26 protein-coding genes are annotated in these 24,664 nt (G+C 64.7%); 7 read left to right on the top strand and 19 right to left on the bottom strand.

What is annotated here, in order from left to right:
- Nucleotides 1-160: 160 nt before the first annotated feature.
- From nthA to ACH13J_RS12845, 3 genes are read left to right on the top strand one after another with little or no spacing between them, the layout of a single operon-like run.
- Nucleotides 161-820: a nitrile hydratase subunit alpha gene (gene nthA / locus ACH13J_RS12835; RefSeq protein WP_397543737.1), complete on the top strand. Its 660-nt coding sequence runs from the start codon at nucleotides 161-163 to the stop codon at nucleotides 818-820.
- Nucleotides 817-1,485 (top strand): nitrile hydratase subunit beta, encoded by a 669-nt coding sequence (gene nthB / locus ACH13J_RS12840; RefSeq protein WP_397543738.1) that lies wholly within the window; start codon nucleotides 817-819, stop codon nucleotides 1,483-1,485. Before nthA ends, nthB begins: the two co-directional genes overlap by 4 nt.
- Complete coding sequence (locus ACH13J_RS12845; RefSeq protein ID WP_397543739.1) at nucleotides 1,472-1,783, top strand: hypothetical protein; 312 nt, start codon at nucleotides 1,472-1,474, stop codon at nucleotides 1,781-1,783. The genes nthB and ACH13J_RS12845 overlap by 14 nt, the downstream gene beginning before the upstream one ends.
- Before the next feature lie 18 nt (nucleotides 1,784-1,801).
- Here the strand turns inward: ACH13J_RS12845 and ACH13J_RS12850 are convergent, their stop codons facing one another.
- The 7 genes from ACH13J_RS12850 to ACH13J_RS12880 all read right to left on the bottom strand — a co-directional run bounded on the left by ACH13J_RS12850 (nucleotide 1,802) and on the right by ACH13J_RS12880 (nucleotide 9,549).
- On the bottom strand, nucleotides 1,802-2,767 hold the full coding sequence (locus tag ACH13J_RS12850) for an oligopeptide/dipeptide ABC transporter ATP-binding protein (RefSeq protein ID WP_397543740.1): 966 nt from the start codon (nucleotides 2,765-2,767) through the stop codon (nucleotides 1,802-1,804).
- Nucleotides 2,764-3,759, bottom strand: coding sequence for an oligopeptide/dipeptide ABC transporter ATP-binding protein (locus tag ACH13J_RS12855; RefSeq protein WP_397543741.1), 996 nt, complete (start codon nucleotides 3,757-3,759; stop codon nucleotides 2,764-2,766). The genes ACH13J_RS12850 and ACH13J_RS12855 overlap by 4 nt, the downstream gene beginning before the upstream one ends.
- A complete protein-coding gene (locus ACH13J_RS12860; RefSeq protein ID WP_397543742.1) occupies nucleotides 3,756-4,697 on the bottom strand; it encodes an ABC transporter permease subunit in 942 nt (313 codons plus the stop codon). The genes ACH13J_RS12855 and ACH13J_RS12860 overlap by 4 nt, the downstream gene beginning before the upstream one ends.
- Nucleotide 4,698: 1 nt before the next feature.
- Nucleotides 4,699-5,682, bottom strand: a complete 984-nt coding sequence (locus ACH13J_RS12865) for an ABC transporter permease subunit (RefSeq protein ID WP_397543743.1) — start codon at nucleotides 5,680-5,682, stop codon at nucleotides 4,699-4,701.
- A gap of 86 nt (nucleotides 5,683-5,768) precedes the next feature.
- On the bottom strand, nucleotides 5,769-7,346 hold the full coding sequence (locus tag ACH13J_RS12870; RefSeq protein ID WP_397543744.1) for an ABC transporter substrate-binding protein: 1,578 nt from the start codon (nucleotides 7,344-7,346) through the stop codon (nucleotides 5,769-5,771).
- Between the two features lie 305 nt (nucleotides 7,347-7,651).
- Nucleotides 7,652-8,767, bottom strand: coding sequence for a TauD/TfdA family dioxygenase (locus ACH13J_RS12875; protein WP_397543745.1), 1,116 nt, complete (start codon nucleotides 8,765-8,767; stop codon nucleotides 7,652-7,654).
- 26 nt (nucleotides 8,768-8,793) lie between these two features.
- Entirely contained in the window at nucleotides 8,794-9,549 is a 756-nt protein-coding gene (locus ACH13J_RS12880; RefSeq protein WP_397543746.1) for a class II aldolase and adducin N-terminal domain-containing protein, read from the bottom strand.
- Between the two features lie 112 nt (nucleotides 9,550-9,661).
- Here ACH13J_RS12880 and ACH13J_RS12885 point away from each other — a divergent pair, with 112 nt between their 5' ends.
- Nucleotides 9,662-10,540, top strand: a complete 879-nt coding sequence (locus ACH13J_RS12885; protein ID WP_397543747.1) for a LysR family transcriptional regulator — start codon at nucleotides 9,662-9,664, stop codon at nucleotides 10,538-10,540.
- 155 nt (nucleotides 10,541-10,695) lie between these two features.
- Nucleotides 10,696-11,505 (top strand): sulfotransferase-like domain-containing protein, encoded by an 810-nt coding sequence (locus tag ACH13J_RS12890; protein ID WP_397543748.1) that lies wholly within the window; start codon nucleotides 10,696-10,698, stop codon nucleotides 11,503-11,505.
- 57 nt (nucleotides 11,506-11,562) lie between these two features.
- Here ACH13J_RS12890 and ACH13J_RS12895 read toward each other — a convergent pair whose 3' ends face one another.
- A complete protein-coding gene (locus ACH13J_RS12895) occupies nucleotides 11,563-12,207 on the bottom strand; it encodes an NUDIX domain-containing protein (RefSeq protein WP_397543749.1) in 645 nt (214 codons plus the stop codon).
- Between the two features lie 305 nt (nucleotides 12,208-12,512).
- Here ACH13J_RS12895 and ACH13J_RS12900 point away from each other — a divergent pair, with 305 nt between their 5' ends.
- Nucleotides 12,513-13,289, top strand: coding sequence for an SDR family NAD(P)-dependent oxidoreductase (locus ACH13J_RS12900; protein ID WP_397543750.1), 777 nt, complete (start codon nucleotides 12,513-12,515; stop codon nucleotides 13,287-13,289).
- 34 nt (nucleotides 13,290-13,323) lie between these two features.
- Here the strand turns inward: ACH13J_RS12900 and ACH13J_RS12905 are convergent, their stop codons facing one another.
- The 11 genes from ACH13J_RS12905 to ACH13J_RS12955 form a co-directional block, all read right to left on the bottom strand.
- Nucleotides 13,324-13,710: a hypothetical protein gene (locus ACH13J_RS12905; protein WP_397543751.1), complete on the bottom strand. Its 387-nt coding sequence runs from the start codon at nucleotides 13,708-13,710 to the stop codon at nucleotides 13,324-13,326.
- Nucleotides 13,707-15,413 (bottom strand): secretin N-terminal domain-containing protein, encoded by a 1,707-nt coding sequence (locus ACH13J_RS12910; RefSeq protein WP_397543752.1) that lies wholly within the window; start codon nucleotides 15,411-15,413, stop codon nucleotides 13,707-13,709. The genes ACH13J_RS12905 and ACH13J_RS12910 overlap by 4 nt, the downstream gene beginning before the upstream one ends.
- Nucleotides 15,414-15,438: 25 nt before the next feature.
- On the bottom strand, nucleotides 15,439-16,044 hold the full coding sequence (locus ACH13J_RS12915; protein WP_397543753.1) for a hypothetical protein: 606 nt from the start codon (nucleotides 16,042-16,044) through the stop codon (nucleotides 15,439-15,441).
- Nucleotides 16,045-16,184: 140 nt separating this feature from the next.
- On the bottom strand, nucleotides 16,185-17,879 hold the full coding sequence (locus ACH13J_RS12920; RefSeq protein WP_397543754.1) for a hypothetical protein: 1,695 nt from the start codon (nucleotides 17,877-17,879) through the stop codon (nucleotides 16,185-16,187).
- Between the two features lie 52 nt (nucleotides 17,880-17,931).
- A complete protein-coding gene (locus ACH13J_RS12925; RefSeq protein WP_397543755.1) occupies nucleotides 17,932-18,561 on the bottom strand; it encodes a hypothetical protein in 630 nt (209 codons plus the stop codon).
- A gap of 10 nt (nucleotides 18,562-18,571) precedes the next feature.
- The gene (locus ACH13J_RS12930; RefSeq protein ID WP_397543756.1) at nucleotides 18,572-19,144 is read right to left on the bottom strand and encodes a hypothetical protein; all 573 of its coding nucleotides are present in this window, start codon (nucleotides 19,142-19,144) and stop codon (nucleotides 18,572-18,574) included.
- 35 nt (nucleotides 19,145-19,179) lie between these two features.
- Nucleotides 19,180-19,716 carry a hypothetical protein gene (locus ACH13J_RS12935; RefSeq protein ID WP_397543757.1) on the bottom strand — a complete coding sequence of 179 codons (537 nt, stop codon included), beginning with the start codon at nucleotides 19,714-19,716 and terminating at the stop codon, nucleotides 19,180-19,182.
- A gap of 161 nt (nucleotides 19,717-19,877) precedes the next feature.
- Nucleotides 19,878-20,552 carry a hypothetical protein gene (locus ACH13J_RS12940; RefSeq protein ID WP_397543758.1) on the bottom strand — a complete coding sequence of 225 codons (675 nt, stop codon included), beginning with the start codon at nucleotides 20,550-20,552 and terminating at the stop codon, nucleotides 19,878-19,880.
- A 366-nt stretch (nucleotides 20,553-20,918) separates the two neighbouring features.
- Nucleotides 20,919-21,461 carry a hypothetical protein gene (locus tag ACH13J_RS12945; RefSeq protein ID WP_397543759.1) on the bottom strand — a complete coding sequence of 181 codons (543 nt, stop codon included), beginning with the start codon at nucleotides 21,459-21,461 and terminating at the stop codon, nucleotides 20,919-20,921.
- 342 nt (nucleotides 21,462-21,803) lie between these two features.
- Nucleotides 21,804-22,151, bottom strand: a complete 348-nt coding sequence (locus tag ACH13J_RS12950; protein ID WP_397543760.1) for a hypothetical protein — start codon at nucleotides 22,149-22,151, stop codon at nucleotides 21,804-21,806.
- 214 nt (nucleotides 22,152-22,365) lie between these two features.
- Nucleotides 22,366-23,223, bottom strand: coding sequence for a helix-turn-helix transcriptional regulator (locus ACH13J_RS12955; protein ID WP_397543761.1), 858 nt, complete (start codon nucleotides 23,221-23,223; stop codon nucleotides 22,366-22,368).
- 91 nt (nucleotides 23,224-23,314) lie between these two features.
- Between ACH13J_RS12955 and ACH13J_RS12960 the strand changes: the two genes are divergently transcribed.
- Complete coding sequence (locus ACH13J_RS12960; protein WP_397543762.1) at nucleotides 23,315-24,661, top strand: glutamine synthetase family protein; 1,347 nt, start codon at nucleotides 23,315-23,317, stop codon at nucleotides 24,659-24,661.
- The last annotated feature ends 3 nt before the right edge of the window (nucleotides 24,662-24,664 follow it).

The following is a 24,664-nucleotide window of genomic DNA, read 5'->3' on the forward strand; positions in this document are numbered from 1 at the left end:
CCCGCTGCTGGAGCAGAACGACGTGCGGATCGAGGGGATCTGGCCCGACCCCGCGAACGAGCACCCCGGTGCGACATCCCATCCGGCCGAGTGAGGGCGCCGAACCCGGGCGCGGCGATGGCGGTGCCACCGGGGCAGGGGCGATGCAGGGGCTGAGGCGATGACCGATTTCGACGAGACGCGGGCGGCGGAGCGGCTGAAGCAGCTGCGCCACCACATGCCCTCCGAGCCGGAGTTGAGGGTCAAGGCGCTTGAAACCCTGCTGGTGCGCAAGGGCCTTATAAGTCCAGACACCATCGAGGCGTGGACCCAAGCCTATCGCGACGAAATCGGCCCTCACAGGGGCGCCGACCTCGTCGCGCGAGCGTGGGTGGACGCGGATTTCAAGGCCCGGCTGTTCGAAGACGCCACCGCCTTTCTGCGGGCGTTCGGTTACGAGGGGCAGGAGTCGTGTCACCTGCGCGTGGTCGAGAATACCGAGCGCGTGCACAACGTGATCGTCTGTACGCTGTGCTCGTGCTACCCGTGGGCCGTTCTCGGCGTTCCGCCCGACTGGTACAAGCAGGCGGCCTATCGCGCGCGGGTCGTGCGCGACCCCCGCGGTGTCTTGCGTGAATTCGGCGTGGACCTTTCGCCGGACGTCGAGATCCGGGTCTGGGATTCCACGGCAGAGTTGCGCTATCTCGTGCTGCCGCAACGGCCACGGGGAACGGATGGCTGGACCCATGAACGCCTGCGCGCCCTTGTGACGCGAAACGCCATGATCGGGACACAGCGTGACCTCTCGCCCGAAACCGCGACGCGAGGGACCGGGCCATGAGCGGTGTGCACGATCTCGGCGGGCTGGACGGTTTCGGGGCCGTGGAGGTGGAAGAGGATTATGTCGCGTTTCATCACGAATGGGAGGCGTCCAGCCAGGCGATCATGATGGAAACGACGTATGACTGGCCGCTGGACTGGGCCCGCCGCGTGCGAGAGCTCTGTCCGCAGGACGAATATATGGGTACCCCCTATTTCGCCAACTGGGCACTCGTTCACGCGGCATTGCTTGCGGGCGAGGGCATCATCACGCCCGAGCAACTCGATACGGGGCAGGCGGACGACCCGGCCACGCCCGTGCGCCGCGACGTGTCCGCGGCCGTCGCCATGGATCGCGAGATGATGCAATGCTTCGATCGCCCGGCCACGGCCGGGCCATTGTTCCGGCCGGGCCAGAGCGTGAGGACGCTTGCGCATGGCGGGCCGGGGCATACGCGGCTGCCGCGCTATGCGCGCGATGCCGTGGGTCGCGTGCGGACGCATCACGGGGCGTTTGTCCTCCCCGATGACATGGCGCGGGGGACCGAGCGGGCGGTGCATCTCTACACCGTGGCGTTCTCTTCCGATGCGCTCTTCGCCCGGGATACGGGGCCCGGCCACACCGTGTGCCTGGACCTTTGGGAAACATATCTGCGCGCAGCCGGGGGTGCCGATGGCCCGGCGTGACGTCCCGTTCGAGGCGCCGTGGCACGCGGCGGCCTGTGCGATCGCCGACAAACTGGTGCAGGACGGCATCATCGCGCCGGATGAATGGTCTGCCGCCCTGGGCGCGGAAAGGTCGCGGCAAGAGCGCGAGGGGGCCGCGGACACCGCCGACACGTATCACGAGGCAGTGCTCGCCGCCCTCGTTGCCCTTCTGGAACGCAAGGAGGGCATATCCGCGGACGCGTTGAGCGAACTTGAACGACAATGGTGCGAGGCCTACCGCGTCACGCCCCATGGCGCGCCGGTGCGCCTTGACTGATACGGCGCACGCCCGGCCTTACTCCGCGAGGTGACAGGCAACGCGCGTATCGCCGATCGTGCGCATTTCGGGGCGTTCCCGGCTGCAGCGCTCCACGGCGATGGGGCAACGGGGGTGGAAGGCGCAGCCCGGCGGCGGGTTGATGGCATCGGGAATCTCGCCCTTGGGCGGGTCCACCTCGCGGCCGAAGGCGTCCATACGCGGGGCGGCATCGAACAGCATCCGGGTGTAGGGGTGCTTTGGGTCGTCGAACAGCACGTCGCGGGGGGCCTCCTCGACGAGCCGGCCCAGATAGAGCACCCCGATCCTGTCGGCCATGTGATGGACAACGGTCAGGTCATGGCTGATGAAGAGGTAGGTCAGCCCCAGCTCTTCGCGCAGGTCGCTCATGAGGTTAAGCACCTGGGCCTGAACGCTGACATCGAGCGCCGAGGTCGGCTCGTCGCAGACGATGATGCGGGGACCGGAGGCCAGCGCGCGGGCAATGCAGATGCGTTGCCGCTGCCCGCCGGAAAATTCGTGCGGGTACTTGCCCGCATCCGCCGCCGAGAGTCCGACCTGCTCCAGCAGGCGTTCGGCCAGACCGTCGGTGCCCCCGCCGCGCGCGGCGACCGGCTCGGCGATGATGTCGCGCACGCGCCAGCGCGGGTTGAGCGAGGCATAGGGATCCTGGAAGATCATTTGTATGTCCGCGCGCACGGTCTCGATCTTGTCGGGGTCGCGTTCACTGGCAAGGTCCACGCCCTCGATCTCCACCGCGCCATCCGTCGGCGGCACCAGCCCGACGACGATCTTGCCGATCGTCGACTTGCCCGAGCCGCTCTCGCCGACCAGCGCGTAGACGCTGTTTTCCTCGACATCGAAGCTGACCTCGGACACAGCCGTCAGCAAAGCCCGTGGCGACCGCTCCAGCACGCGGTTGAGCCACGGCTTGGACACGTCGAAGACGCGCGAAAGGTTGCGAATGCTGATGATCGCGCTCATGCGCCGGCCTCCTCTTTCGCGTCGGCGTTCAGCGGGAACCAGCAGGCGGCGCGGCCGTCGCAGGCGTCCAGCGTCGGGCCGGGGTCCTGCCGGCAGCGCGGCTGCGCGTATTCGCAGCGGGGCGAAAAGGCGCAGCCCGGCGGCAGCGTGCCGAGGCGTGGCATCGCGCCGGGGATCTGCCGCAACCGCTGGTGCCCCTGGCTGGCCAGCGGGGTCGAGGCCATAAGCCCTGCCGTGTAAGGGTGCCGGGCGGTTGTCAGCACCTCGCGCACGGGTCCGAGTTCGGCCAGGCGCCCGGCATACATCACGGCCACGCGGTCAGCGGCCTCGGCGATCACGCCCATGTCGTGGGTGACCAGCATCACCGCCACGCCGCGTTCCCGGCACAGCCGTTTGAGCAGCGCGATGATCTGCGCCTGAACCGACACGTCCAGCGCCGTGGTCGGCTCGTCCGCGATCACCAGATCCGGCTCGGCGCACAGCGCGAGCGCGATCACCACCCGCTGGCGCATGCCGCCTGAGAACTCGTGCGGATAGCTGTCGATGCGCGCGCGGGCGGCCGGTATGCCGACCTCTTCCAGCGCGGCGACGGCGCGCTCCAGCGCCTCGGACTGGCTGACCGCGAGATGTTCGAGGATCGTCTCGGTCAGCTGGTCGCCGATCGTCAGCAGCGGGTTGAGCGAGGTCAGCGGGTCCTGGAAGATCATGCCGATCTTGTTCCCGCGCAGGCGGCGCATCTTGTCGCGCGGCAGGTTGTCGATCCGCTGTCCGTTCAGACGGATCTCGCCCGCGGCGATGTGCGCCGGCGGGTCGAGCAGGCCGATGACCGCGTTGCCGGTCATCGACTTGCCCGCGCCGGATTCGCCCACCACGCCCAGGATCTCGCCTGCGTGGATGTCGTAGCTCACCCCGTCGGTCGGGCGCAGCACACCGGCCCGCGTGGGGATTTCCACGACAAGGTCGCGGACGGAGAGGACGGCAGTGTCGGTCATCTGAGCCTCGGGTTCAGGGCATCGCGCAGCCAGTCGCCCAGCAGGTTGATGGAAAGGGCGAGCGCCAGCAGCGCCATGGCGGGAAAGAAGAGAATCCACCACTCACCCGAGAACATGAATTCCTGTCCGATGCGGATGAGCGTGCCGAGCGATGGTTTCGTCGGGGGGGCCCCGACGCCGAGGAACGAAAGCGTCGCCTCGGCGATGATCGCGAGGGCGAGGCTTATGGTGGCGATCACCAGCACCGGGTTCAGAACGTTTGGCAGAATGTGACGCAGCATGATGGCCACGGGCGAACGCCCGATCAGCCGCGCGGCCTGCACGTATTCCTTGTTCTTCTCCACGAGGGTGGCGCCGCGCACCACCCGGGCGAACTGGACCCAGTCGGACAGGCCGATGGCCAGGATCAGCACCCAGATCGCCATCTGGTCGCGGTATTCCGGTGGGGTGATCCCCTTGGCGATGCCGAAGATGAGCATCGCAACGAGGATCGCCGGGAAGGTGAGCTGCACATCGGCCACGCGCATGATGATCGTCTCGATCCAGCCGCCCACATACCCCGCCAGCAGGCCGAGGATCACCCCCAGCACCATCGCCAGCAACACCGCCGCGAACCCCACGAAGAGCGATATGCGCATGCCGTAAAGAATGGTCGAAAACACGTCACGGCCCTGGTCGTCGGTGCCCAGCAGGAAGAACTCGCCGGTGAACTGGTTGGCCTGACCGGGCGGGGTGAAACCGTTCATCAGGTTGAGCGTGCCGGGATCGAAAGGATCGTGCGGCGCCACCAGCGGCGCGAACAGCGCGCCGAGGATCAACAGCAAGACAACCACGGCCGATGCCACGGCCAAGGGGGTGCGCCGGAAGGAATAGGCGATGTCGCTGTCCCATGCCCGGCGCAGTCGCGAGGGCCGGACTTCGCTGGTCATGTCCGCCATCTCAATGTCCTCCTGCCGCGCGGTCCACGCGCAGCCGCGGGTCGATCGCGAAATAGAGCATGTCAACGATCAGATTGATGCCAACGAACATCACCGAAATCATCATCAGGTAGGCGGCCATCACGGGTATGTCGACGAACTGTATCGCGTTGATGAAGAGCAGCCCCACCCCCGGCCACTGGAAAACCGTCTCGGTGATGATGGCAAAGGCGATGATGCTGCCCAGCTGGAGACCGGTGATGGTTATGACGGGAACGAGCGTGTTTTTCAGCGCGTGGCGGAAGTTCACGGATTTCTCGCGTATGCCGCGCGCCCGGGCAAAGCGGATATAGTCCATGCGCAACACCTCGAGCATCTCGGTGCGGACCAGCCGCATGATGAGCGTCATCTGGTAGAGCCCCAGCGTGATCGCCGGAAGGATCAGCGCCTTGAGCCCGCTTTCCGTCAGGAAACCGGTGGTCCAGCCCCCGATCCGCGTCACCTCGCCCCGCCCGAAACTGGGCAGCCAGCCCAGCTCGACCGAGAAAAGGTAGATGAGCAGGATGCCGATCAGGAAGGTGGGCAGCGACACGCCGATGAGCGAGGCCGTCATGATGACGTTCGCGGCAACGCCGCGTCGCCTGATCGCCGTGAAAATGCCGAGCGCGATACCGCCGACCAGCGCCATGAGCCCCGAGACGAAGGCCAGTTCCAGCGTCGCGGGCAGCCGTTCCAGCAGGATTTCCGCGACCGGCCGTCCCTGGCGGTAGCTCAGGCCGAAATTGCCCTGCGCGGCCTGTTCCAGGAAACGCCAGTACTGCACGATAAAGGGCTGGTCGAGGCCGAGCTGCTCGCGCAGCCGTTCGATGTCGGCCTGCGTGCGCTCCTGTCCCAGCATGTTGTCGACAGGGTCACCGACGAACCGGAACATGGCGAACGCGACCAGCCCCACGACCAGGAGCACCAGCGCCGACTGTATCACGCGGCGTAAGATGTAGGCGAACATTCCGGTCCCCGTTCAGAGCAAAAGGCCGCGCCCCGCTTGCACGGGCGCGGCCGGGACAGGGCGGGCGCATGCCCGCCCCGAAGGCATCAGTTGATGTTGAAGAACTTGAACTTCGGGTCGTCTTCCGGGCTGACCTCGATGTCCACCGACTCGTCCATGCCCCAGTTCAGCACCTGGTGGTGGATCGGGATGTAGAGCTGCTGTTCCTGCACCACGTTCCAGATCGACTGGATTGTCTCGTTGCGCTTCTCAAGGTCGGTCTCCGACGCGAGCGACACGATCATCTCGTCGACCTCCGGGTTGGAATAGCCGGTTCCGTTCCAGCTGCCGCGTTCGCTGCCGCGCGTGTGCACGAGGAAGTTGAAGATGTACTCGGAATCATATGTCGGCACGCCCCAGCCAAGCATGTAGAAATCCGTCTCGCCGTTGGTGATGAGCGGGAAGTGCTGGGCCTTGGGCTTGGCGTCGAGGTTCACGGTGATGTCGATCTGGGCCAGCATGCCCACGGCCGCCTGGCAGATCGCCTCGTCGTTGATGTAGCGGTCGTTGGGGCAATCGAGCTGGATCGAGAAGCCGTCGGGATACCCCGCTTCCTCCATCAGCGCCTCGGCGGCATCGATGTCGGTCTTGGCGGAGTTGTCCATTTCTTCCGTCCAGCCGTTCACGAAGGGCGGCGCGATCATTCCGGCCGGCTGGCTTTGCCCGCGCATCACCACCTGCTTGATTGCCTCGCGGTTGATCGCCATCGACATCGCCCGGCGCACGCGCACGTCGGCAAGAGGGTTCTTGCCCACGACGTCGTCATTGGCGATGTCGTCGGCGCCCATGTTCATCCCGAAGAAGATCACGCGGTTCTGCGGCGCGGTCTTGACCACCAGACCCTCGGTATCGGCCACGCGGCCGAGATCCTGCACCGGCACGTCCTGGATGAAATCGACCTCGCCCGACAGCAGCGCGGCGACGCGGGTCGCGGCATTCTGGATGGGGGTGTAGATGATCTCGGTGACATCCATCGGGAACTGGTCCATGCCCCAGTAATCCTCGTTCTGGGTAAGCACGGTTTTCACGTCCGGTTCACGGCTGACCAGCTTGTAGGGGCCGGTGCCCATGGCGTTGGTGGAGGCAAAGGTTTTCTCGCCCGCCTCGACCTGCTGGACATCGACCGAGTCGTTTTCCTCGGCCCATCCCTTGTCCATCATGAACATGTTGGTCAGGTTCGCCGGCAGGATCGGGTTCGGCCCGTCGGTGACGAATTCCACCGTATGGTCATCGACCGCACGCACCTCGACCACCGAGGAAAGAAGCTCCTTCATGTTGGAGTTTTCCGACTTGGCGCGGTTGATGGAGAACACGACGTCCTCGGCGGTGAAGTCGGACCCGTCATGGTACTTGACGCCCTGCCGCAGGTTGAAAACCCAGACGTTCGGATCGTCCTCCTTGGGCGCCCAGCCGGTGGCCAGTGCGGCCTGGAACGCGCCGGTCATGTCACGGATGATCAACGGCTCGTAGATCTGGTGCGCGAGGGTGTGCGTCGGACCTTCGTTCTGTGCATGGGGGTCGAGCGTCAGAGAATCGCCCGCGCGCGCCCAGCGCAAGGTTTCCGCGGATGCGCCGATCGCCGTGCCGGCCATCAGCGCCACGGCCAGAATACCCGTTGTTTTCATGTCGTACTCCCTGTTGTCATATCCGGTCCCCGGACCGGCACAATGCCGAACAGGATAGCCAACTTTGTCGTTGCATCAACAGAGCAGCGCAGGAAATCGGCCCGCCATTGGATAACGCTGCGTCAGCTGCGGGCGTGGCGGGCATTATCCGGGCGCAGGGACGCGGGAAAAGCGGGCGGATGCATGATGGTGGCGCGGCCTTCGCGTCCGCGTCGCCCCCAACGCCCATGCCGCGCGCCAGATCACCGGCCCCCGCGTCCGCCGCCGGGCGGTCATCACCCGGCGGCGAGGGCTTCGTGCCCGTTTCAGGCGGCTTCGCGTCCGGCGAGCGTGCGGTACGTGCTCCATGCGGCGCCGCGGTCGGTGTAGCACCCGCGCAGGTGACGCTGTCCGCTTTCGGCGCTGAATCCTTCGCGTCCATGGACGATGCGGTGGTTGTCGAAAACGATGCATTCGCCCGCGTTCAGCCGGAATCGGCACACGAAGCGGTCCTCCTGCATCATCCGCAGGAACTTGCAGAAGGCCGGGTAATAGACGTCCAGCACGTCTTGCGGCAGGTCGAGATCGTCCTGCAGGTGCTGGGAAATCGTCACGCCCGAGACGTTGCCGCGCGCGTCCAGCTCGATGATGCGTTGCCGGGCCCTGTAATCCCACCCGTCATGCCGGTAGAAGAACGGGACCGCGTGGCTGGACAGCAGGTCGAATGCCTCGGGATCCTCGGCACGCAACGCTTCGGCAACGGCCGCACCGTCGAGGAAAAGGCTGCGTCCCCCATCGACCGAGTTCGCACGGCAATGCAGGAACTGCACGCCCGGTGCCATTTCCTCGCCGGGCAGGTCGGTATGCATCTCCAGCGGCCCGGCCGTGAACGCGAGGTTGGTGGGCGCGATCTCGAGACGCACCTCGAAGAAATGCCCCTCGGCCGTCGGCGTGACGGGTCCGAGCTGGTTGACCAGCCGCGGAAGGCTCTCGTCGCTGTCCTCCATCCCCGTGACGAGCGCGATCCCGTCCTCGATCAGGGCGCGGGCCAGCTTGGCGCGGCCGGCTTCGCTGTGCTCGACATCGGCCTGCGCCACACGGGTGAAGTCGCGGTCGAACCCGGCATACCACAACCGGCGGGGCATGTCGGCGGGGTCGGGGCGCTGGCCGTTGGCCACGAACGCCTCCAGTTTCTCGACCGGTATCCGGCTGACATGGTCCTCGTTGGCCCAATGTATTTCCAGAACCCCGTCGCCGAGGCTTGCGATCTTTGCCGACGGGGCGGCATCGAGCGATGTCACGTCGAAAACCCGCTCGCGCGTCTGCGGGTCGATCGTGGTGGGGCAGGCATCGCGAAGCCAGAAGTAGTTGAAGTAGGTCTCTCCGTCGGCAAGAGTCACGTACAGACCCTTGTCCGCGATGCGGACACCGGTTTCACTCATCGTTTTCTCCTTGAGTCTTGGTTGTCTCAGCTGGCGTAGTCGGCGCCCTCTGCGTCGAGCAGGGCCTTGAGTTCGGCCAGATGACGATCCGCCTGGCCGGGATAATCCTCCAGCTCGCGGGCGGTCTTCTCGGCCACCTCCTCGGAAAGGACGCGCAGCGGCTGACCCGTCTGAAGGGCCCGGATGTAGGTTTCTGCGGCGCGTTCGAAGTAATACAGGCGGTTGAAGGTGTCGGCCACGGTGTCACCGATGACCATCACGCCGTGATTACCCATGATCATGACCTTTTTCTTGGGGTCCGTTAACAGCTGTGCGCAGCGCTCGCCCTCGTCCTCGAAGGCCAGTCCGCCATAGCCGTCATCTATCACGTACCTGTTGAAAAACGTGGCGCAGTTCTGGTCGATCGGCGGCAGCGTGCTGTCGGCCAAGCAGGCGAGCACGGTCGCGTGGATGGAATGCACGTGCATTGCACACCGCGCGTGCGGACAGTGGCGGTGCAGGCCGCCATGCAGCCCCCATGCCGTGGGATCGGGGGCGCCGGGACGGTCGAGCGTGCCGGGGTCGTTGGCGTCCACCTCGATCAGGTCGCTGGCCTTGATGCGGCCGAAATGCATCTGGTTGGGGTTCATCAGGAACCGCGTGCCGTCGTCATTGATGGCAAGGCTGAAATGGTTGGCCACGCCTTCGTGCATGCCAAGCCTGGCCGTCCAGCGAAACGCGGCCGCGAGGTCGGTCCTCTCGGCGAGATTGGGCAGGTTCGAGGTGTCGCGCGTGTCCAGCATTCCGGCTTCTCCATCTGGTTTCGCCGCGTGTATTGCAGGCGTGCCCGGGCCTGACAAACGATGGATTCCGGGATGTTGCATCAGTTCTGCTTATGCGTAGGTTATGCCTGCAATGTCGACCGATCCCCTCCCCCCGTTGAATTGGCTGCGCGCCTTCGAGGCCAGCGCCCGCCACCTGTCCTTCACCCGTGCAGCCTCCGAGCTGAACATGACGCAGTCGGCCATCAGCCAGCATGTGCGCAGCCTCGAAGGGTTCCTTGGCCGTGAGCTTTTCATCCGCAAGACCCGGGCGATCGAGCTGTCCGAGGCCGGCGGCAACTACCTGCCCGTCGTGCGCGAGGCGTTCGACCTGCTGGCCTCGGGCACGCTGGCCTTCACCGGCGGCGACAGGGGCCGCAACATGGTCTTGCAGTGCAATCTCGGGTTCGCGGCGCTGTGGCTGGCGCCGCGGCTGCACCGGCTCTACGAACGTTACCCCTGGCTGGTGCTCAATATCGTCACCCCGATCTGGGACCCCGAGCGCCATGCAGACAATGCCGCCATGGAAATCCGTTTCGGGCGCGAGGAGGAGATGTCGGCCAGCGCACTGCGGTTGTCGCGGGAGCGGTATTTTCCCGTCTGTGCCCCGGACTACCAGGATGGCGCCGTCGACCTTGACACTGCGCGCCTGCTGGATTGCGCGGGGCTTACCGGATCGTGGAGCACATGGTTCAAGAGCCGGGGCAAGACGTTTGCGCGCGAGGGCGAGGTCACGATCGCATCCACCTTCGTGATCGCGATGCAGGCCGCCCTGCACGGTGCCGGGATCACCATGGCACATGATTCCGTTGCGGCGGATCTGCTCGATGCGGGCAGGCTGGTCCGCCCCTTTGATCACGCGCCCGTCCTTTCGGAGGCATATTTCCTGCTCCGTGCATCCAGTCACGCCTCGACCCCTGCATCCGTGGCTTTCGCAGAATGGCTGTCGGAGGAATTCGGCGAACGCACGTGAACCAGGCGTGGGCGTGCAACTTGCGGGCGGACGCGCACCGGCTGGACACCATCCGGAGAGCATCGTCGCCCACGCTGCGTGCAGGTGGCGATATTGCCGTGCCCGTCGCGCGGAGGCACCGGTGCCGAGCCCTGCAAGCGATTGACGCCCGACGCATGTTGGCCGAACATGATGCCATGAAGATCCACGCGCTATGGTGTCATCCCCGTTCCGTGTCGACCGCGTTCGAGCGCATCATGCGCGCGCGTGGCGATCTGGAGGTGCTGCATGAGCCTTTCATGTACCACTATTACCTGAACCGTACCGAGCGGCTTTTCCCCGACTTCGCGCCCGAGCCCGATCATCCGCAGACCTATGCGGATATCCGCGACATGATCGTGGCGCGCGCCGATGTTAAGCCATTGTTTTTCAAGGATATGGCCTATTACGTGGTAAACGATATGCCGCAGGACCACGGGTTCGCGGCCTTGATGAGCCATGCCTTTCTGGTGCGGGATCCGGCCGAAGCGGCGCTGTCCTACCAACGGCGCGATCCCGGTTTCACCAGTACCGAGCTGGGCATCGAGGCGCAGCACCGGCTCTACCACGCATTGAGGGATCAGGGGCATGAGCCGCTGGTCATGACCGCGGACCAGTTGCGCGACGACCCGCGCGAGACGCTGAAACGGTATTGGGATCACATCGGGTTGCCGTTCATGGCGCATGCCTTCGAGTGGGATGACGCGGTTCCGGAGGGCTGGCAATCCGTCGTTGGCTGGCATGGCGAGGTCCTGAAGCGCGGGGCGATCCAACGGCAGGACGATAACCGCGACGCCGATGCCGAGCTGGCCGCGCTGGGAGCGCCATACACGGATTACGAGGCATTCCACAGGCCGTTCTACACGGAGCTGTCCGAAATAGCCGCGCGGCAGATGCGGCGGCCATCGAAAGCCCCGTCCGCGGCTGGGCTGGTCCGCTCGCCCTGACCGGAAACCCGTCGGCCCGGTTGGCCGCAGCCGCCGCGACAAGATCCGCCGCGGAGACTATTTCCAGGCGAAACGGGGCTGTTCGAAATGCGAAACCCGTGTCGTCCTTGCCTCCAGCGCGATTTCGCGGAACTGGTAGAGGATCGCGGCTGTCGGCGCGAACATGTCGTGCCCGAGCGTCGGGAAATAGGCCGACATGACTGGCTGATCGCCGTGAGCGTCCGGCTCCAGCCGCGGTATGGCGGGGCTTTCGAGCTCTTCGAGGGGGATGAAATACACCGCCGCCACCTCGGACGCGTCGGGGGTGAGTGCCGTCACGTCTTCGCACCATGCGACAAAGGGCGTGATGCAAAAGCCCGACCGCGTGGGAAAGTCATCGAGACGCCCGATGATGTCTTCTTCTTTCAACTCAAGTCCCAGCTCTTCCGATGTTTCACGCATCGCCGCCTCCAGCGCGGTTTCACCCGCGTCAAGCCGACCACCGGGCAGAGCGTATTGCGCGCCGTGGCGGCGCATGCTGCCGGGCCTGAGAGTCACGATGACGCTCGCCCTGCTGGAGGATCTGTCGGTGGCGATGATCACGGTAACGGCCGCCTGCCGAAGGCCGGGCCAGACCTCCTGCGCGGGGCTGAATGTCTTGACGTTGCGCGCGATTGTCCCGCGCAGCTCGGGGCCGAATATGTGACTCGCCGTTCGGTTCATGGGTGTCTCGTGTTTCTGTGAGCCTCCGGTCCCGTCGTCTGCATGGTTTGCAGACGGTCCCGGTATCCGCATGACGGCACGGCCCCGCCACGCTGCTAACACTCTTTGCGGCGGCATCCAACGGGCAACACCCCGGCGGTTTCCATCCCGCGCCTTGTGGTCCACAAAGGCACATGCGCGGTCACGGGGCGGTTTCACACGGCCCGGTCGCCGCTGCCGCGGTGGCGTGCTTGGCTTGCCGGGCAGACATTCATGGCGTGCAAGGGCCGTCGTTCGACGCAGAGCAATGCAAGGAAAAGGTTGTCATGACACATACAGGTTCCAGAGTGGCGGTGGTCACCGGCGGGTTGGCCGGGATCGGGCTGGCCATTGCGCAAAAACTGTCCGCCTGCGGGATGACGGTTGCCATCGGGGCCCGGCGCGGCGGTGACAGCGACTATCAAGCCATGGCGCGCGACAAGGTGGCACCGGGGACGTTGGTCCGGCATCTCGACGTGTGCGACGAGGCCTCGGTGGATCGCTTTTGCAGGACAGTGCGCGAAGAATGCGGGCCGATCGACGTTCTGGTGAACGCAGCGGGTGTCACGCATCACCACACGGTGAGCGGCCACGGCACGAAGGACTGGACCGATTGCATCGACACCAACCTGACCGGCCCGTTCCTGATGATCCGGGCCTGCCTGCCGCAGATGATGGAAAGGGGCTGGGGCCGGATCGTCAACATCGCCTCCACCGCCGCGCGCGCGGCGGTCGCCGACCATCCCGCCTACTGCGCGTCAAAGGCGGGGCTGGTCGGCCTGACGCGCGCGGTCGCGCTCGAGGGGGCGCCGCACGGTGTCAGCTGCGTTTCCGTAAGTCCGACTTGGGTCGAGACGGAAATGCTACGCAACAGCGCGGCAATCATGGCCAGCCAGACAGGGCGGAGCGCACAAGAAGAGATCGCTGCCATCGCCGCGTCGAATCCTCAGAACCGGCTGGTGCAGCCAGAAGAGGTCGCTGCCGTCGTGGCACTGGCGTGCTCGGACGATGCGCCGAGCCTCACGATGGAGGATATCTCGGTCAATGCAGGCGCGCATTGGTAAGTCACGGGCCGGTCCCCTCGATGGGGGTCCGTGGCTAGAGATCGACCACGAAGGTTCCGCTATGCTTGCTGGTGACGTAGAGTTCGCCTTCCTTGTGGGAAAAGAGCGCAACGATTTCCCCGTCGCGTCGCGCCTCGGCGCCCCCGCTGCTGGCGAGTGAGCGGCGGATGCCCGGCCCCTTGTCGAGCACTTCCTCCCGCGTGAAACCGGCGCGCAGCATCGTGCGGGCCAGCACCATTGCGCTGATCTCTGCCGGGTCGCCGACGGTGATGGTGTTCACCTCGCCGGTGGCGCGGCGGAAGCTCCGGTCCGTGTCGGAGCATCCCGCCAGCACCGCCACGAGCAGGAGCGCGGCCGTGACCGGCGAACGCAAAGTGACGCGCGCGCCGTGGCGCGCTCTTGCGGGCAAGATGTCGGTCATTCCTGTCCCCCCAGCCGATGCAGGGCTGCCTCGAGTTCGGTGCGGTACTGTTCGTCCGTGATGTCGCGGATCTGCGCGGTCGGGCCGGCGCCGGTCCGGAACCTCTTTCCGTTCTCGTCGACGAGGTGGGCGGTGACGAAGATCGCCACCTGCCGCGCCTGATGGTCCAGATCGCGGCGCCCGAGCATGTACCCGATGAGCGGCAGGTTCGCCGTTCCGGGAACGCCGCTGCGGTTGGACTGCGCGCGCGCGTCCACCAGCCCCGCGACCGCCGCCGTCCCGCCGTTCTGGATGGTCACGGTGCTCTGGGCGGAGCGCCGGCTGACGACCGGCAGGTTGTTTTCGCCGCGCCCCGTAACGTCCGACACCTCGAGATCCATCTCGAGCGTGATGTTCCCGTCTTGCCCGACGCGCGGCGTGATCGACAGGATCGTTCCGGTCTCGATCTCCTCGAGCTGTCCAAGCACCGCCGTCGTGGTTTCCGACTCGGTGAGAATCTCGAAGAATTCCTCGCTCGTGACGCGGATCTGGGACGTGGTGCCATCCTGTGCCAGAACCTGCGGGCTGGCGATGATGGTTGCCTGCCGGTTGGCCGACAGGAAGTTCAGCGTCAGCGAAAGCGCGTTGGTGAAGCTGCGGCTCGGCGTATACCCGATCCGCACTTCGTACGGCCAGCTGTCATCGTCGGCGTTGCGCGTTCCGGCCTCGATCGAGGGCCATTGGAAATCCGTCCCGAAATCGAGCAGGTCGCCGCGCTCGAGCACGACAACCCGCGCATCCAGCATGACGTGCTGGCGCGGCATGTCGATGGTCTCGACGTCGGCCATGATGCGGTGCATCAGTTGCGGCGGGGCGCTGACGGCGAGGGAATTCGACTGCGCGTCCGCCCTCACATACTGGGCCAGCGTCTCTGGCAGGAGCGCGACCACGCTCTCTGCCCTTGAGCTGTCCAGCTTCACCAACCGCGTCGGGTAGACGTCCGGCACCTCGGTTGCCGAGGGGGCACGTGGAACGTCCAGCCGGCGCAGCAGGGCGATGGCCGCGAGCCGGTTCTCGTCGGGGGCCGTGATGGCCACGGTATTGCGCTGCGTGTCGACGCGCACGTATCGCTGCAGGTCGGGCGGCAGCAGTTCCCGCGCGTTTTCAGCCTTGACGTGATTGAGCGCATAGAAACTGGTGTTCTGCTCGTCGCGCCTGTCCAGTTTCTCCAGATCCGAAACGATCTGGTTCAGTAGCTTTGGCGGGGCCGAGACCGCGAGCCGCCCCGATTCCTCGTCAACGCTGACATATTTCTGCAGAGGCTGGGCGAGCAGCCCGCGCGCGGAACCGGGTTTCAGGTTGTCGAGGCTCACGAGCCTTGTTTCTGCGACCTCGGCAAAGGCCTCGGCAGACGGGTCGGGGTTGAAAACCAGGTAATAGCCCGGCTGTTCAAGCACCTGATATCCCGTTCCGGCAAGTACCAGATCGAGAGCCTGCTCGATCGTCACCTTTTCCAGCGTCACGGACACGATGCCCTGCACGCTGGGGTCGGCGATGATGTTCTCGTTCGTCTGCGCGGATATGTCCTCAAGCGCCTGGCGGAGATCGGTCTGGAAAAAGACGTTATCGACCAGCTTCTGCTCTTGCGCCTGTGTCGAATGCGAAAATGACAGTTGGAAAATGGTTAAAACGACAACCTTGAACAAAGGCATCCATTTCGGCATCAGGGCCTCCGGGTACCAGCCAGAATTATTCCGTGGCGGTGATCGTCAGGTTCACGGACCCGCGGTAAGTCCCGTTCGTCGGACGCGCCACCTTGGGATGTGTCGGTATCACGGAGACAATTCCATTGAAAGGACCCGGCGCCACGTCGAGCTGCGCGTAGCGCGAGGATGTGTCAATATTGTCACGAGAATATTCATCAATATGTCCTTGATTCAGAATACTATTCGATTTTGGGAATCGCAGGTCGAGCCTGTAGGTAAGGATGCGCTCGCTGTTCGTGAGCATCCGCGCAACACCAACATGTGTCCCGTTCCGATATGGTATTTTCTCCGACGCCTCGGCGTGGACAATGGCCTTGGCATTGCCCCTTACGGTAAAGGGTATCTCGACCGGCGCGGCAACAGAGGCGTCCCGAGTGCCGGAGGGGCCGGAATGCGCCACCGTTGCCCCGGCTTCGGGCACGCGCAAAACGAAATCCGTGCCCTCGGGAAAGGAGACCTCGGCGATCGGCCCGACCTTGATTGCAATCGAGACTGTCACCCTGTCATTCTGGGCCCCCGCCAGGACCGCTGACGGAAACAGCGCCGCGACCAGAAAGCACCAGATTCCGACCCTTATCGCGTTTGCCATCGCTGACCTGCCTTTTCCGCGTGTGCGACCATCCTAGGGAAGGCCGTATCAAGCGGATACAGGATCAGTGTGGTGCAAAAATGTCCATATCTGGGAAACCCGTTGCAAACGGCCGTACGGGAATACCACGGCCACCGGGGTCATCCGTCGTTCAGAATTGTCAGCCTCTTCCGTTCTTGACCATCCTCGTTGTCTTCCATGGCCTCGATCCTGACCCGCAGCGTGCGCTCGGAAATCCGCGCACCGTCTTGCTCGGCAAGAACGCGGAGGACGTATTCGCCCGCCTCGACCGGGCCAAGGTCGACCGTGCCCGCGTAGTTCCGTGTGCCCAGTGGGAGCACGGCCTCGTCCGTGCCACCGAGACGCCAGCCCTTGACGCGCTGCCCGATATCCGGGATGAGCAGTTCGCCGCGCAGGACGGGCGCGATGTCCACGGTCCCGGTATTCACCAGCCGTGATTGCAGGATGTAGGATGCGGGCGTATCCCCCCGCGATACCGACATGCTGTCGATGACGGCGTCAACGCTGTTTTCGACCTGTTCGTGGCGCACATGCAGCCGCGAGCGTGTTTCGCCCGCGCTCTGACCGGACATGTATTTCCCCTCGAGCCGGATATCGGCGTAGTAGTTCGGCAATTGCCGGGCCTCGCGCGGCATGCGGCTGATGACGCGGATGTTGCGTTTCTGGCCCGGCCGCAAGGTCAGCTTGGCCGGCCGCAGCATTGTCCAACCCGCCGCTGAAAGCTGCTCTCCCATCAGGTCGCCCATTGCCATGCCGCGCAGGCTTTTGGGGGTCTCGATCTTCACCGAAACCTCAAGGGGTTCCGCGCCGGGGTTGCCGATCTCGACGGTGCCGGTGCGCGTGGCGCCCGGCAGGGCCGTCAGGCTCAGGCGCGGTGGCGACAGTGTCAGCGTGGTGTCGTAGGCCACCTCGTCGATCTCGGGGTCGCCCTCGAAATCGATCACGCGCTCGAAGCGGGGGAGCCTGCGGCCATCCACTTCGAGATTTCCCAGAAGCCGGTACTGGCCCGATGGCAGGCGGCGGCCCAGATCGCTGGACAGCTTCAGCGTCAGGCCCGGGAGGATGTCCTTGTCGGCAAGATCGCCGCGCGTGACGGTCCGCCAGTGCTCGCCGCTGCGCCGCTCGACGGCGATCTCGCCGTCTAGACTGGAATACGTGCGGCCGTCATTCACGATCTCCATGGTCACGCGCGTTGTCGGTTCACGCACCTCTTCGCCGGCCTCGTTCTTGCCGTCGTCCCGGGTCATCGAAAGACCGGCGATGGAAATGTCCTGCCGGACGGGGCGGCCCTCGATCTCGGTGATCAACGGAATGAGAAAGCCGAAGCTGATGGCAAACACCGCCGATTGCTCGCCTTCCTCGCCCTCGGGCATGGGCGGCGCGTCGGTCCGGATCATCACCGCCGAGGCATAGGCGCCGCGCGCATCCGGGGGCACCCGCCACAGCACGGGGATCTCCGTCGTCGTCTCGGGCGGAACCTCGATCCGCTCCGCCGGCAGTTCCACCCAGTCACGGCTGGAGGCGCGCAAGCTCTCCGGGTCCATCTCGGCGCGCATCTCGTCACGCACGATCCGGAGCGAGCCGTCAGGGGCTTGTGTCAGGTCGACCACCGACAGGTTCAGCGGCTCGGTGCGCGTGGGGTGGCGGTTGTTGACCCGCAGAACCACACGGGCGTTGCGGTTGGCTGGGATGTCGGCCTCGACCTTCATCGGCCGGACGGACAGGTTCTGCTGCGCCGCCGCGGGCAGGGCCGCGCCGAGCGTGACGAGGAAGATCAGAACAGTGCTGGCCAGCGTGGCGATACGGGCGATCAATTTTCTCGATCCTTCTTTCGCTTGGGTCGGGGATGCGTCGTAGGGTTTGCCGTCACGGGACGATCACCGCCGTCACCGGTATCCTGTAAGTGTCAGGCTCGGCAAAACGCGGCTGTCCCGGCAGGGTCAGGTCCCACCGGGTGGCGAGACCGATGAAAAAATCGTGCGCACCGTTGCAGAATCCCGCGCCGGGCCCGGGCACGAAGAGCGGCCGGTCATTCGCCGCCCCGTTCATGGCCGACAGGCTGCCGTAGCTCTGAACGCCCCGGGCATGGCGCACGAAGGGCTGCACGCCCAGCGTGTGCCCCTTGTTCCGGCCGGTCGCCGCACCGTACCACGCGCCGGGGCTTGGCCTTATTCCGCCGAGCTTCGGGAAATCGAACGCCACGCCGCCGACGCAGTGATCGGTGAAAAGCCGGATGCGGCCCATGTTGTCGGTCGGGCCGCTGGGGGACGGATCGCCCACGAAACCCGTTCCGCCGGTCGAGAGCTGCCCGCCGCCGGACGGGGTGAGCACCTTCAACTGCGCCGTCAGCTGGACCTGCACCTCGACCTGCACGTCAGGCTTGGCGCCGTTCTCTCCGGCGGGGTCCTGTGCCTGTACGGCGGCCGGGGCGGCGCAGACCGCGATGACGCCAGCCAGCAACAGTCTCAGACAGCGTCGGCCGACCGTTCTCGTCATTACGTGCATCTTAAGGGCTCAGGGTGGCCGTGATGGGGATCGTATACGTGTCGGGGGCGGCGAAATGGGGCTCTCCGGGCAGGGTGAAATCCCACCGTGTCACGAGGCCGATGTAGATGTCGTGCACGCCGCCGCAAAATCCGCCCGTTGTTCCGGACACGGTCAAAGGCGCGTCCACGGGCGATCCATTCAGGGTCAGGAAGTTGCCAAAGGTCGCCACGCCGGATGCGTAGCGCACGAAGGGCAGGGTTCCCAGGGTGTTGCCCGTGCTTTGCCCGACCGCCTGGCCGTAGAACGCCCCGGGGTCGGGACGGATATTCGAGACAGTGTCGAACTCGAACTCCACCCCGTCCACGCAGTAGTTGGTCATCAGTTCCAGGTGCGCCATGTCGTCGGTGTTCGCGACAGGGCTGGGGTCTCCCGCATAGGTCGGCGAGCTGTCGGTGACCGTGGTCGATGCGCTGTCCTCTACGACGGAGATGACGGCGATTTCCTGTACCACCACGTCTATGTTGACGTGCTCCACGGCGCCGGCTTGCGTGGCGGAGAGGCTGGCAACGGCAAGTCCTGAAAGAATGCGCATGATAGACCCCTTGTAAAAATCTTTAAATCAGGTGTTCACGGCACCAGCGTGCCGGTCATCGGAATGAGGTAGGTATCGGGCGGCGCCAGCGGCTGCTCGGATTGCAGCGTCAGGTCCCATCCGGTGCGCACGCCGAGGGCGATCTCGTGAACGCCGTTGCAGAACTCGGCCTGTGTCCCGTCGGGTCCGCGCACGAGCAGGTCGGAATCCGACCCGTCATGCGCCCCGCCGGGTGTGTCGAGCGTGCCCGTCGCCGTGTCGACGACATAGGCCTCGGGCCAGACGCCCAGCGTGTTGCCGGTGCCCTGTCCTGTCGCGGCGCCCAGATAGATGCCGGGCGGTGCGCCCCGGAACCCGGTGGCGCGGGGGAATTCCAGCACCACGAAATCGAGGCAGGTGTTGGTGCGCAGCGCGATACCGGCATGGTCGCCATCGGCCGTGTTGAACACGCTACCCTCCGACGAGGGATTGCCCATGAAGGTCAGGCTGGAATCGTCGATCCGCATCGCGCCCTCGTTCTCGCGCACTTCCAGGATCGCGATTTCCTCGACGGTTACGTCGATGGCGACCATATCCTGCGCAACAACGGTTTCCGCGGCCAGGCAAAATAGGCTTAACTGACTCAGAAGGGCGAAACGCAGCATATATCCTCCCGGAGACACAGGCGGCAATTAGCTGCCGCCTGCGCATAACTAACCACCTTAACTGGCCTTGCGGCCGCCTGCATACGGGGTTAGGGACTCGGAACGATGGTTGCCTGCATCGCGAAGGTGTAGACACCGGGTTCAGCAAACACATCTTGGTCGATACGCGTGTCATCCCAATCTGTTGAGACGCCAAACTCGACAACATGTGTACCGTTCGTGAACTCTGTACCGGCGCTGCTCGAGCTGAAGTTCTTCCCCACCTGCCAGACACCGTTCGTGTTGCTGGAAATGGAGTAGCCATTATGTTCGTTGTGCCAGCCTACATAACACGTGCTGCCGTCATCTTGGGCAGCAAATGGATAAACGCCCAAGATCGTGTTATTGCCATTCTCGGCACGGCCGAACCACTCATAGAGCGACCGGTCGTCGATTTCGTTGGGCCAGTTTGAACCGGGCACATCGGGATCAAGCCGAATATTGCGGACTCGTGGGAATTCCATCTGAAGATAGTCGATGTCGTGGTTGGTGTTCAGACGCACTCGCGCAAGATTTGTGGCGCCGCAAACGTTGGCGGGGTTGGAAAATCCCATTGAAGAAGCCGGACTGTTGACGTCAAGCGTCATGGTACCGGTCGGCTTTTCAACCTCGAGCATGGCAATGTCTTCGACTGTCACTTCAATATTCACGGTTTCTGCCGACATCGCCGGACCGGCGAATGCGGTGGCCAGGGCGGCGGCGCTGAGTCCAAGTTTGAGGTTCATTTCAATCTCCAATGTTAAATATCCCAAAAGCGGGATCTTGGGCGCCGGACGAGGGTCGCCGTGTCCGGCGCGGCTCCGCAAAGTTGGCGACCCCGATTCTCAATTTGATAGTAACCATTAAGTATTAGCCGCAAAACCGAAAGTTGCCCAATTCTTACCCCTTTTGTGCCACACTGGCCCATGTTTCGTGAACAGAGCCACCTTAATTCAAAGTATTGTTTCCAAATACGGCTCCTGCGGCCGCGCCGGCGGCGCGTGGCGCGGGGCATGACGGCCGGAATCATGGCAGGAAAGTGGCCCCGGCGCGGGGGCCATCGTCTCAAGAAGGCAACATGCGGGCGGGGATGTCCGCGCTCGTGGTCCTGGCTAGATCTTCTTGAGCACCACCCAGAGGCCCAGCAGCACCAGAACCAGCCCCAACAGGTCGGCCGTCACGAAATTCAGCACCAGCACTACCTCGTTCTCGAGATTCATGGCGGAGTCGCCGACCAGAACGATGCCGATGCTGTTGTAGAGCGACGCCACGATACCCACCAGCAGCAGGCGCCGCCAGTGGATGTCCATCCCCGCGTCGGCATAAAGGTCAAGCTGCGTGGCGCGGAACGTCTCGAACGCGAGGTAGGCGGCGGAGGCTGATACAATGGCAAAGACGAGCATTTCCGCAATGCTGAAATCGAACACGTGCCAGAGAGACCCTGCATGAACGAGCGCCGCGGGCAGCAGGGCGGGAATGGACCGCCAGCTTAGCAGCCATGCCGCGATCAGCTTCACCCCGTGCGGGAAAAAGGGTACGACCGTCGTCACGGCGCCACTGTTGAGCTCTTCCGCGCTCGCCGTGCCGTTGAGCATGTACCAGATGCCGTAAAGGCCCAGATAGGCCAGGCTTGCAAATGCTGTTGCCTTAATCAATTGTCGTCGCTCTTGCTGGCCGCCGCTAACCCCGGGGCGGCGTGCTGTTTGCGCCAATAGGGCCGGCATGTTCAAATGCGATAGAATCTAAGCTCTACATTCTCGTATTGAGAGTATCAAAGAGGTAATTACAATGCCTTCGCACGAAAAATAGCGCATTGATGACAAGAATCCAAAAACCCGTGGGTGCCGATATCCGGCCGTGCCGTGGCGCACGCACCTCTTACACGCCGGGTGCCAAACATGCGCCCCGGGCATCCATACCGCGCGCATGGCAAAAGCGTTTCGGGTCACGCAACGCGGTTCGGAACACAACGGCGGCACCATCCGGCCGCGCCCCGCTCACCCCTCGATCTTGTCGAGCCCCGGGATTTGCAGGCTGTAGGTGCCCGTCTTGCGCGGGCCGCTGCGCGATACAAGCTCCTTGTCGAGCAGGGATCTCAGCGCGCGGTAAAACGTGGGATGGCTCAGTTTCCGGCACAGGGGGTGGCGCTTGAGATCGTCGCTGCGCAGCTCGTTGGCGCCATCGGACGACAGTGCCGACATGGCATACAGCAGGCTGCGTTCGTCGCCGCTCAGCTTGTCGAGGCCCAGATCCTCCTCCATCGACGTCACCAGCAGCCGCAGCTTCGCAATGTGAGACAGATCGTTGGCGTCCATCGTTCCGGCCAGTTCGTGCATTCCGATCATTCAATTACCCCCATCCGGGGAAAAATCAAGCTTGGCGTCGCCGCGGCGCACGCACAGCCGGGCGTGTGCCAATCGCTTTCGGTGACTAAAGAGCTATCCTTGGCATGTCAAACGGACACTCGAAAGCCGGGTGCAAAGACGCGGCGACGGGGCTGCGGCGCGCGCGGCCCCCGCGCCGGGCGGGGCGAAACGGCAGGAAACGGGTCTTGGCCCGTCAGCCCCGCACGCCGATCATGCTGCTCAGCTGCTCGATGAAGATCGAGAACAGTTCGGCCTGCGACGAGATCCCGAGCTTTGCATAGGCGTTCCTGCGATGCACCTTGACGGTTTCGGCGCTGATATCGAGATGCAGTGCGATCGAGGCCGTGGAATGTCCCTTCAGCAGGAACTCGACGATCTCGGCCTGCCGGTCTGACAGCGTGTCGCGGCGAAGATGCCGCAACGCTTCCTCGACCGGCCCCGCGGCAATGCCGTGGGGCTGTGCGCCGGCGTCGAGAAACCGCAGGGGCAGGTCCGACCAGTGGCGCAGGCCAAGCGCGCAGACCACGCCGGAGATGTCGCGAAGGGTGGCAATCTCCGCGGGCGAGAACCCCTTGCCGCCATGCCGCCGGGTGATGCTCAGCACGGCGGTCACGTCATCGGACAATCCCATGAAGAACCCGACTTCGTCGGTGATGCGTGTCCGGCGGTAGTGGCGTTCGAAGTACTCGGTCTCGGTGAATTCGTCGGGGGCGATATCCCCCAGATGGGCCAGCCCCGCGCGGCGGCCGCGCCGGACCTCCTCGTAGAAGGGGTCCAGCAGGTACGGGCCGAGGATGTAGGCGTCCACGATGATGGCGGTTTCGCTGTCGCTGGCAAGATCGGTGCAAACCCCGATCGGCTGCTTGCGGGGTGCATAGGCAAAGACCATCGAATTGTCGAAGGGAACAAGACAGCGTATGGCGTCGTCCAGCGCCGCGGGAAAGCCGTCATCGCCGATGCGTTGCACGGCTTCGGCCAGGCCGTCGGCGAACTGCGCAAACCGCGTGTCCGCGTGGCATGACGTTCGCTCGGTACGGTCCTGTGGTTTCATCCGGCCTTACTACTCTGGGGGTATATCCCGACGCTGTGCGCTGTCTTAACCTTTCGGACAAAGCTATGACCAAACAGGGCGGAAGTCACGAATGCGCAGCGAAGGCGAGGCACACACCGCAGCCGGCACCGAAACCATACCCAGTGACCCCGATCACGTCCATATCGGCATTTTCGATGCCGACGGCACATTTCGCCACAAGAAGGTAAAGGGCGACAAGGCGGCCAATCTCGCACAGGCGGGCGGATTGTTCTGCGACGTGCTCTACAACTGGAACACCGCCGAAGCGCCGCAATCCACGGGGGCGTTCATCGACAGGGCGACCTCGATCGACCCGGTGTCGTGGCGCGATTACCCGTTTGCGGAAAACGACGCGCTGTGCATCGCGGACTTTGACCCGCCGTTCGGAGAGCGCAGCCCGCGCAACCAGGCGCGCAACATGATCGAGCGGGCCCGGCAGGCGGGGTTCAGCGTGCACTCGGCCTTTGAATTCGAGTTCATGGTGCTCGACGAAACGCCGGCGTCGCTGCGTGACAAGGACTATGCGGGCTTTTCGCATTTCGCCCCGGGCAACCGGACCTATTCGCTGCTCACCGAGGCGTGTCACCACGGGCTGCTCGAGGATTTCGAGGCCGTGATGCAGCGTATGGGGATCGAGCTTGACTCCGTGCACACGGAACTTGGTCCGGGCTGCTTCGAGGCGCCGCTCAAACACGCCGAGGGGATCAGGGCCGCGGATGACGCGGCGCTTTTCAAGAACTTCGCCAAGGCGTTCTTCATGCGTCGTCACCTGATGGCGACCTTCATGGCCAAGCTGGACCCGGGTTTCTCGGGCCAGTCGGGCCATCTGCACCTGTCGCTGCGCAACCTGTCGGACGGCGAACCGGCCTTTGCCGATGCAGGGGCGCCCGACGGGCTGAGCCGCACGGCCCGGCATTTCATCGGTGGCGTGGTCGCGCTCATGCCCGAGCTGCTGGCGCTGTGCAGTCACACGGTCAACGCCTACAAGCGCCTCGTGCCCGGGGCATGGGCGCCGGTGCATTCCAGCTGGGGTATCCAGAACCGCACCGCGGCGTTGCGCGTCATCAACGATACCCCGCAGGCCACGCGGCTTGAATTCCGCGTGCCCGCGGCGGACACGAACCCCTATGCCGCGCTGGCCATGTTCATCGGCGCGGGGCTCTGGGGCGTCGAGAACGCCGTGACACCGCCCGAGCCGGCCGCGGGGGATTGCTACGCGGCCCCGCCGCCTGACGGCATGTCATTCCCACGCACGCTGTCGGAGGCGGCAGCGCGTCTGAACGCGTCGAAAGCGGCGCGCGAGATCTTCGGCGACACCTTCGTGAACACTTTCGTCGAGATGCGCGGCTTCGAGGTGGCCGATTACGAGTCCCACGTCAGCCCGTGGGAGATCGGACGCTACATCGAGGTCGCCTGACCG

This window comes from Roseovarius salis (assembly GCF_044472985.1).
GTDB lineage: Bacteria > Pseudomonadota > Alphaproteobacteria > Rhodobacterales > Rhodobacteraceae > Roseovarius > Roseovarius salis.

Excerpts from the sequence above, each read along its gene's own strand:
- ACH13J_RS12885 (WP_397543747.1), top strand. The coding sequence starts at position 9,662 with ATGTCGACCGATCCCCTCCCCCCGTTGAATTGGCTGCGCGCCTTCGAG.
- ACH13J_RS12895 (WP_397543749.1), bottom strand. The coding sequence starts at position 12,207 with ATGAACCGAACGGCGAGTCACATATTCGGCCCCGAGCTGCGCGGGACA.
- ACH13J_RS12930 (WP_397543756.1), bottom strand. The coding sequence starts at position 19,144 with ATGCGCATTCTTTCAGGACTTGCCGTTGCCAGCCTCTCCGCCACGCAA.
- ACH13J_RS12860 (WP_397543742.1), bottom strand. The coding sequence starts at position 4,697 with ATGGCGGACATGACCAGCGAAGTCCGGCCCTCGCGACTGCGCCGGGCA.
- ACH13J_RS12865 (WP_397543743.1), bottom strand. The coding sequence starts at position 5,682 with ATGTTCGCCTACATCTTACGCCGCGTGATACAGTCGGCGCTGGTGCTC.
- ACH13J_RS12900 (WP_397543750.1), top strand. The coding sequence starts at position 12,513 with ATGACACATACAGGTTCCAGAGTGGCGGTGGTCACCGGCGGGTTGGCC.
- ACH13J_RS12850 (WP_397543740.1), bottom strand. The coding sequence starts at position 2,767 with ATGAGCGCGATCATCAGCATTCGCAACCTTTCGCGCGTCTTCGACGTG.
- ACH13J_RS12880 (WP_397543746.1), bottom strand. The coding sequence starts at position 9,549 with ATGCTGGACACGCGCGACACCTCGAACCTGCCCAATCTCGCCGAGAGG.
- ACH13J_RS12855 (WP_397543741.1), bottom strand. The coding sequence starts at position 3,759 with ATGACCGACACTGCCGTCCTCTCCGTCCGCGACCTTGTCGTGGAAATC.
- ACH13J_RS12950 (WP_397543760.1), bottom strand. The coding sequence starts at position 22,151 with ATGATCGGAATGCACGAACTGGCCGGAACGATGGACGCCAACGATCTG.
- ACH13J_RS12915 (WP_397543753.1), bottom strand. The coding sequence starts at position 16,044 with ATGGCAAACGCGATAAGGGTCGGAATCTGGTGCTTTCTGGTCGCGGCG.
- ACH13J_RS12925 (WP_397543755.1), bottom strand. The coding sequence starts at position 18,561 with ATGACGAGAACGGTCGGCCGACGCTGTCTGAGACTGTTGCTGGCTGGC.
- ACH13J_RS12935 (WP_397543757.1), bottom strand. The coding sequence starts at position 19,716 with ATGGTCGCCATCGACGTAACCGTCGAGGAAATCGCGATCCTGGAAGTG.
- ACH13J_RS12875 (WP_397543745.1), bottom strand. The coding sequence starts at position 8,767 with ATGAGTGAAACCGGTGTCCGCATCGCGGACAAGGGTCTGTACGTGACT.
- ACH13J_RS12955 (WP_397543761.1), bottom strand. The coding sequence starts at position 23,223 with ATGAAACCACAGGACCGTACCGAGCGAACGTCATGCCACGCGGACACG.
- ACH13J_RS12960 (WP_397543762.1), top strand. The coding sequence starts at position 23,315 with ATGCGCAGCGAAGGCGAGGCACACACCGCAGCCGGCACCGAAACCATA.
- ACH13J_RS12890 (WP_397543748.1), top strand. The coding sequence starts at position 10,696 with ATGTTGGCCGAACATGATGCCATGAAGATCCACGCGCTATGGTGTCAT.
- ACH13J_RS12905 (WP_397543751.1), bottom strand. The coding sequence starts at position 13,710 with ATGACCGACATCTTGCCCGCAAGAGCGCGCCACGGCGCGCGCGTCACT.
- ACH13J_RS12870 (WP_397543744.1), bottom strand. The coding sequence starts at position 7,346 with ATGAAAACAACGGGTATTCTGGCCGTGGCGCTGATGGCCGGCACGGCG.
- nthA (WP_397543737.1), top strand. The coding sequence starts at position 161 with ATGACCGATTTCGACGAGACGCGGGCGGCGGAGCGGCTGAAGCAGCTG.
- ACH13J_RS12940 (WP_397543758.1), bottom strand. The coding sequence starts at position 20,552 with ATGAACCTCAAACTTGGACTCAGCGCCGCCGCCCTGGCCACCGCATTC.
- ACH13J_RS12910 (WP_397543752.1), bottom strand. The coding sequence starts at position 15,413 with ATGCCGAAATGGATGCCTTTGTTCAAGGTTGTCGTTTTAACCATTTTC.
- ACH13J_RS12845 (WP_397543739.1), top strand. The coding sequence starts at position 1,472 with ATGGCCCGGCGTGACGTCCCGTTCGAGGCGCCGTGGCACGCGGCGGCC.
- nthB (WP_397543738.1), top strand. The coding sequence starts at position 817 with ATGAGCGGTGTGCACGATCTCGGCGGGCTGGACGGTTTCGGGGCCGTG.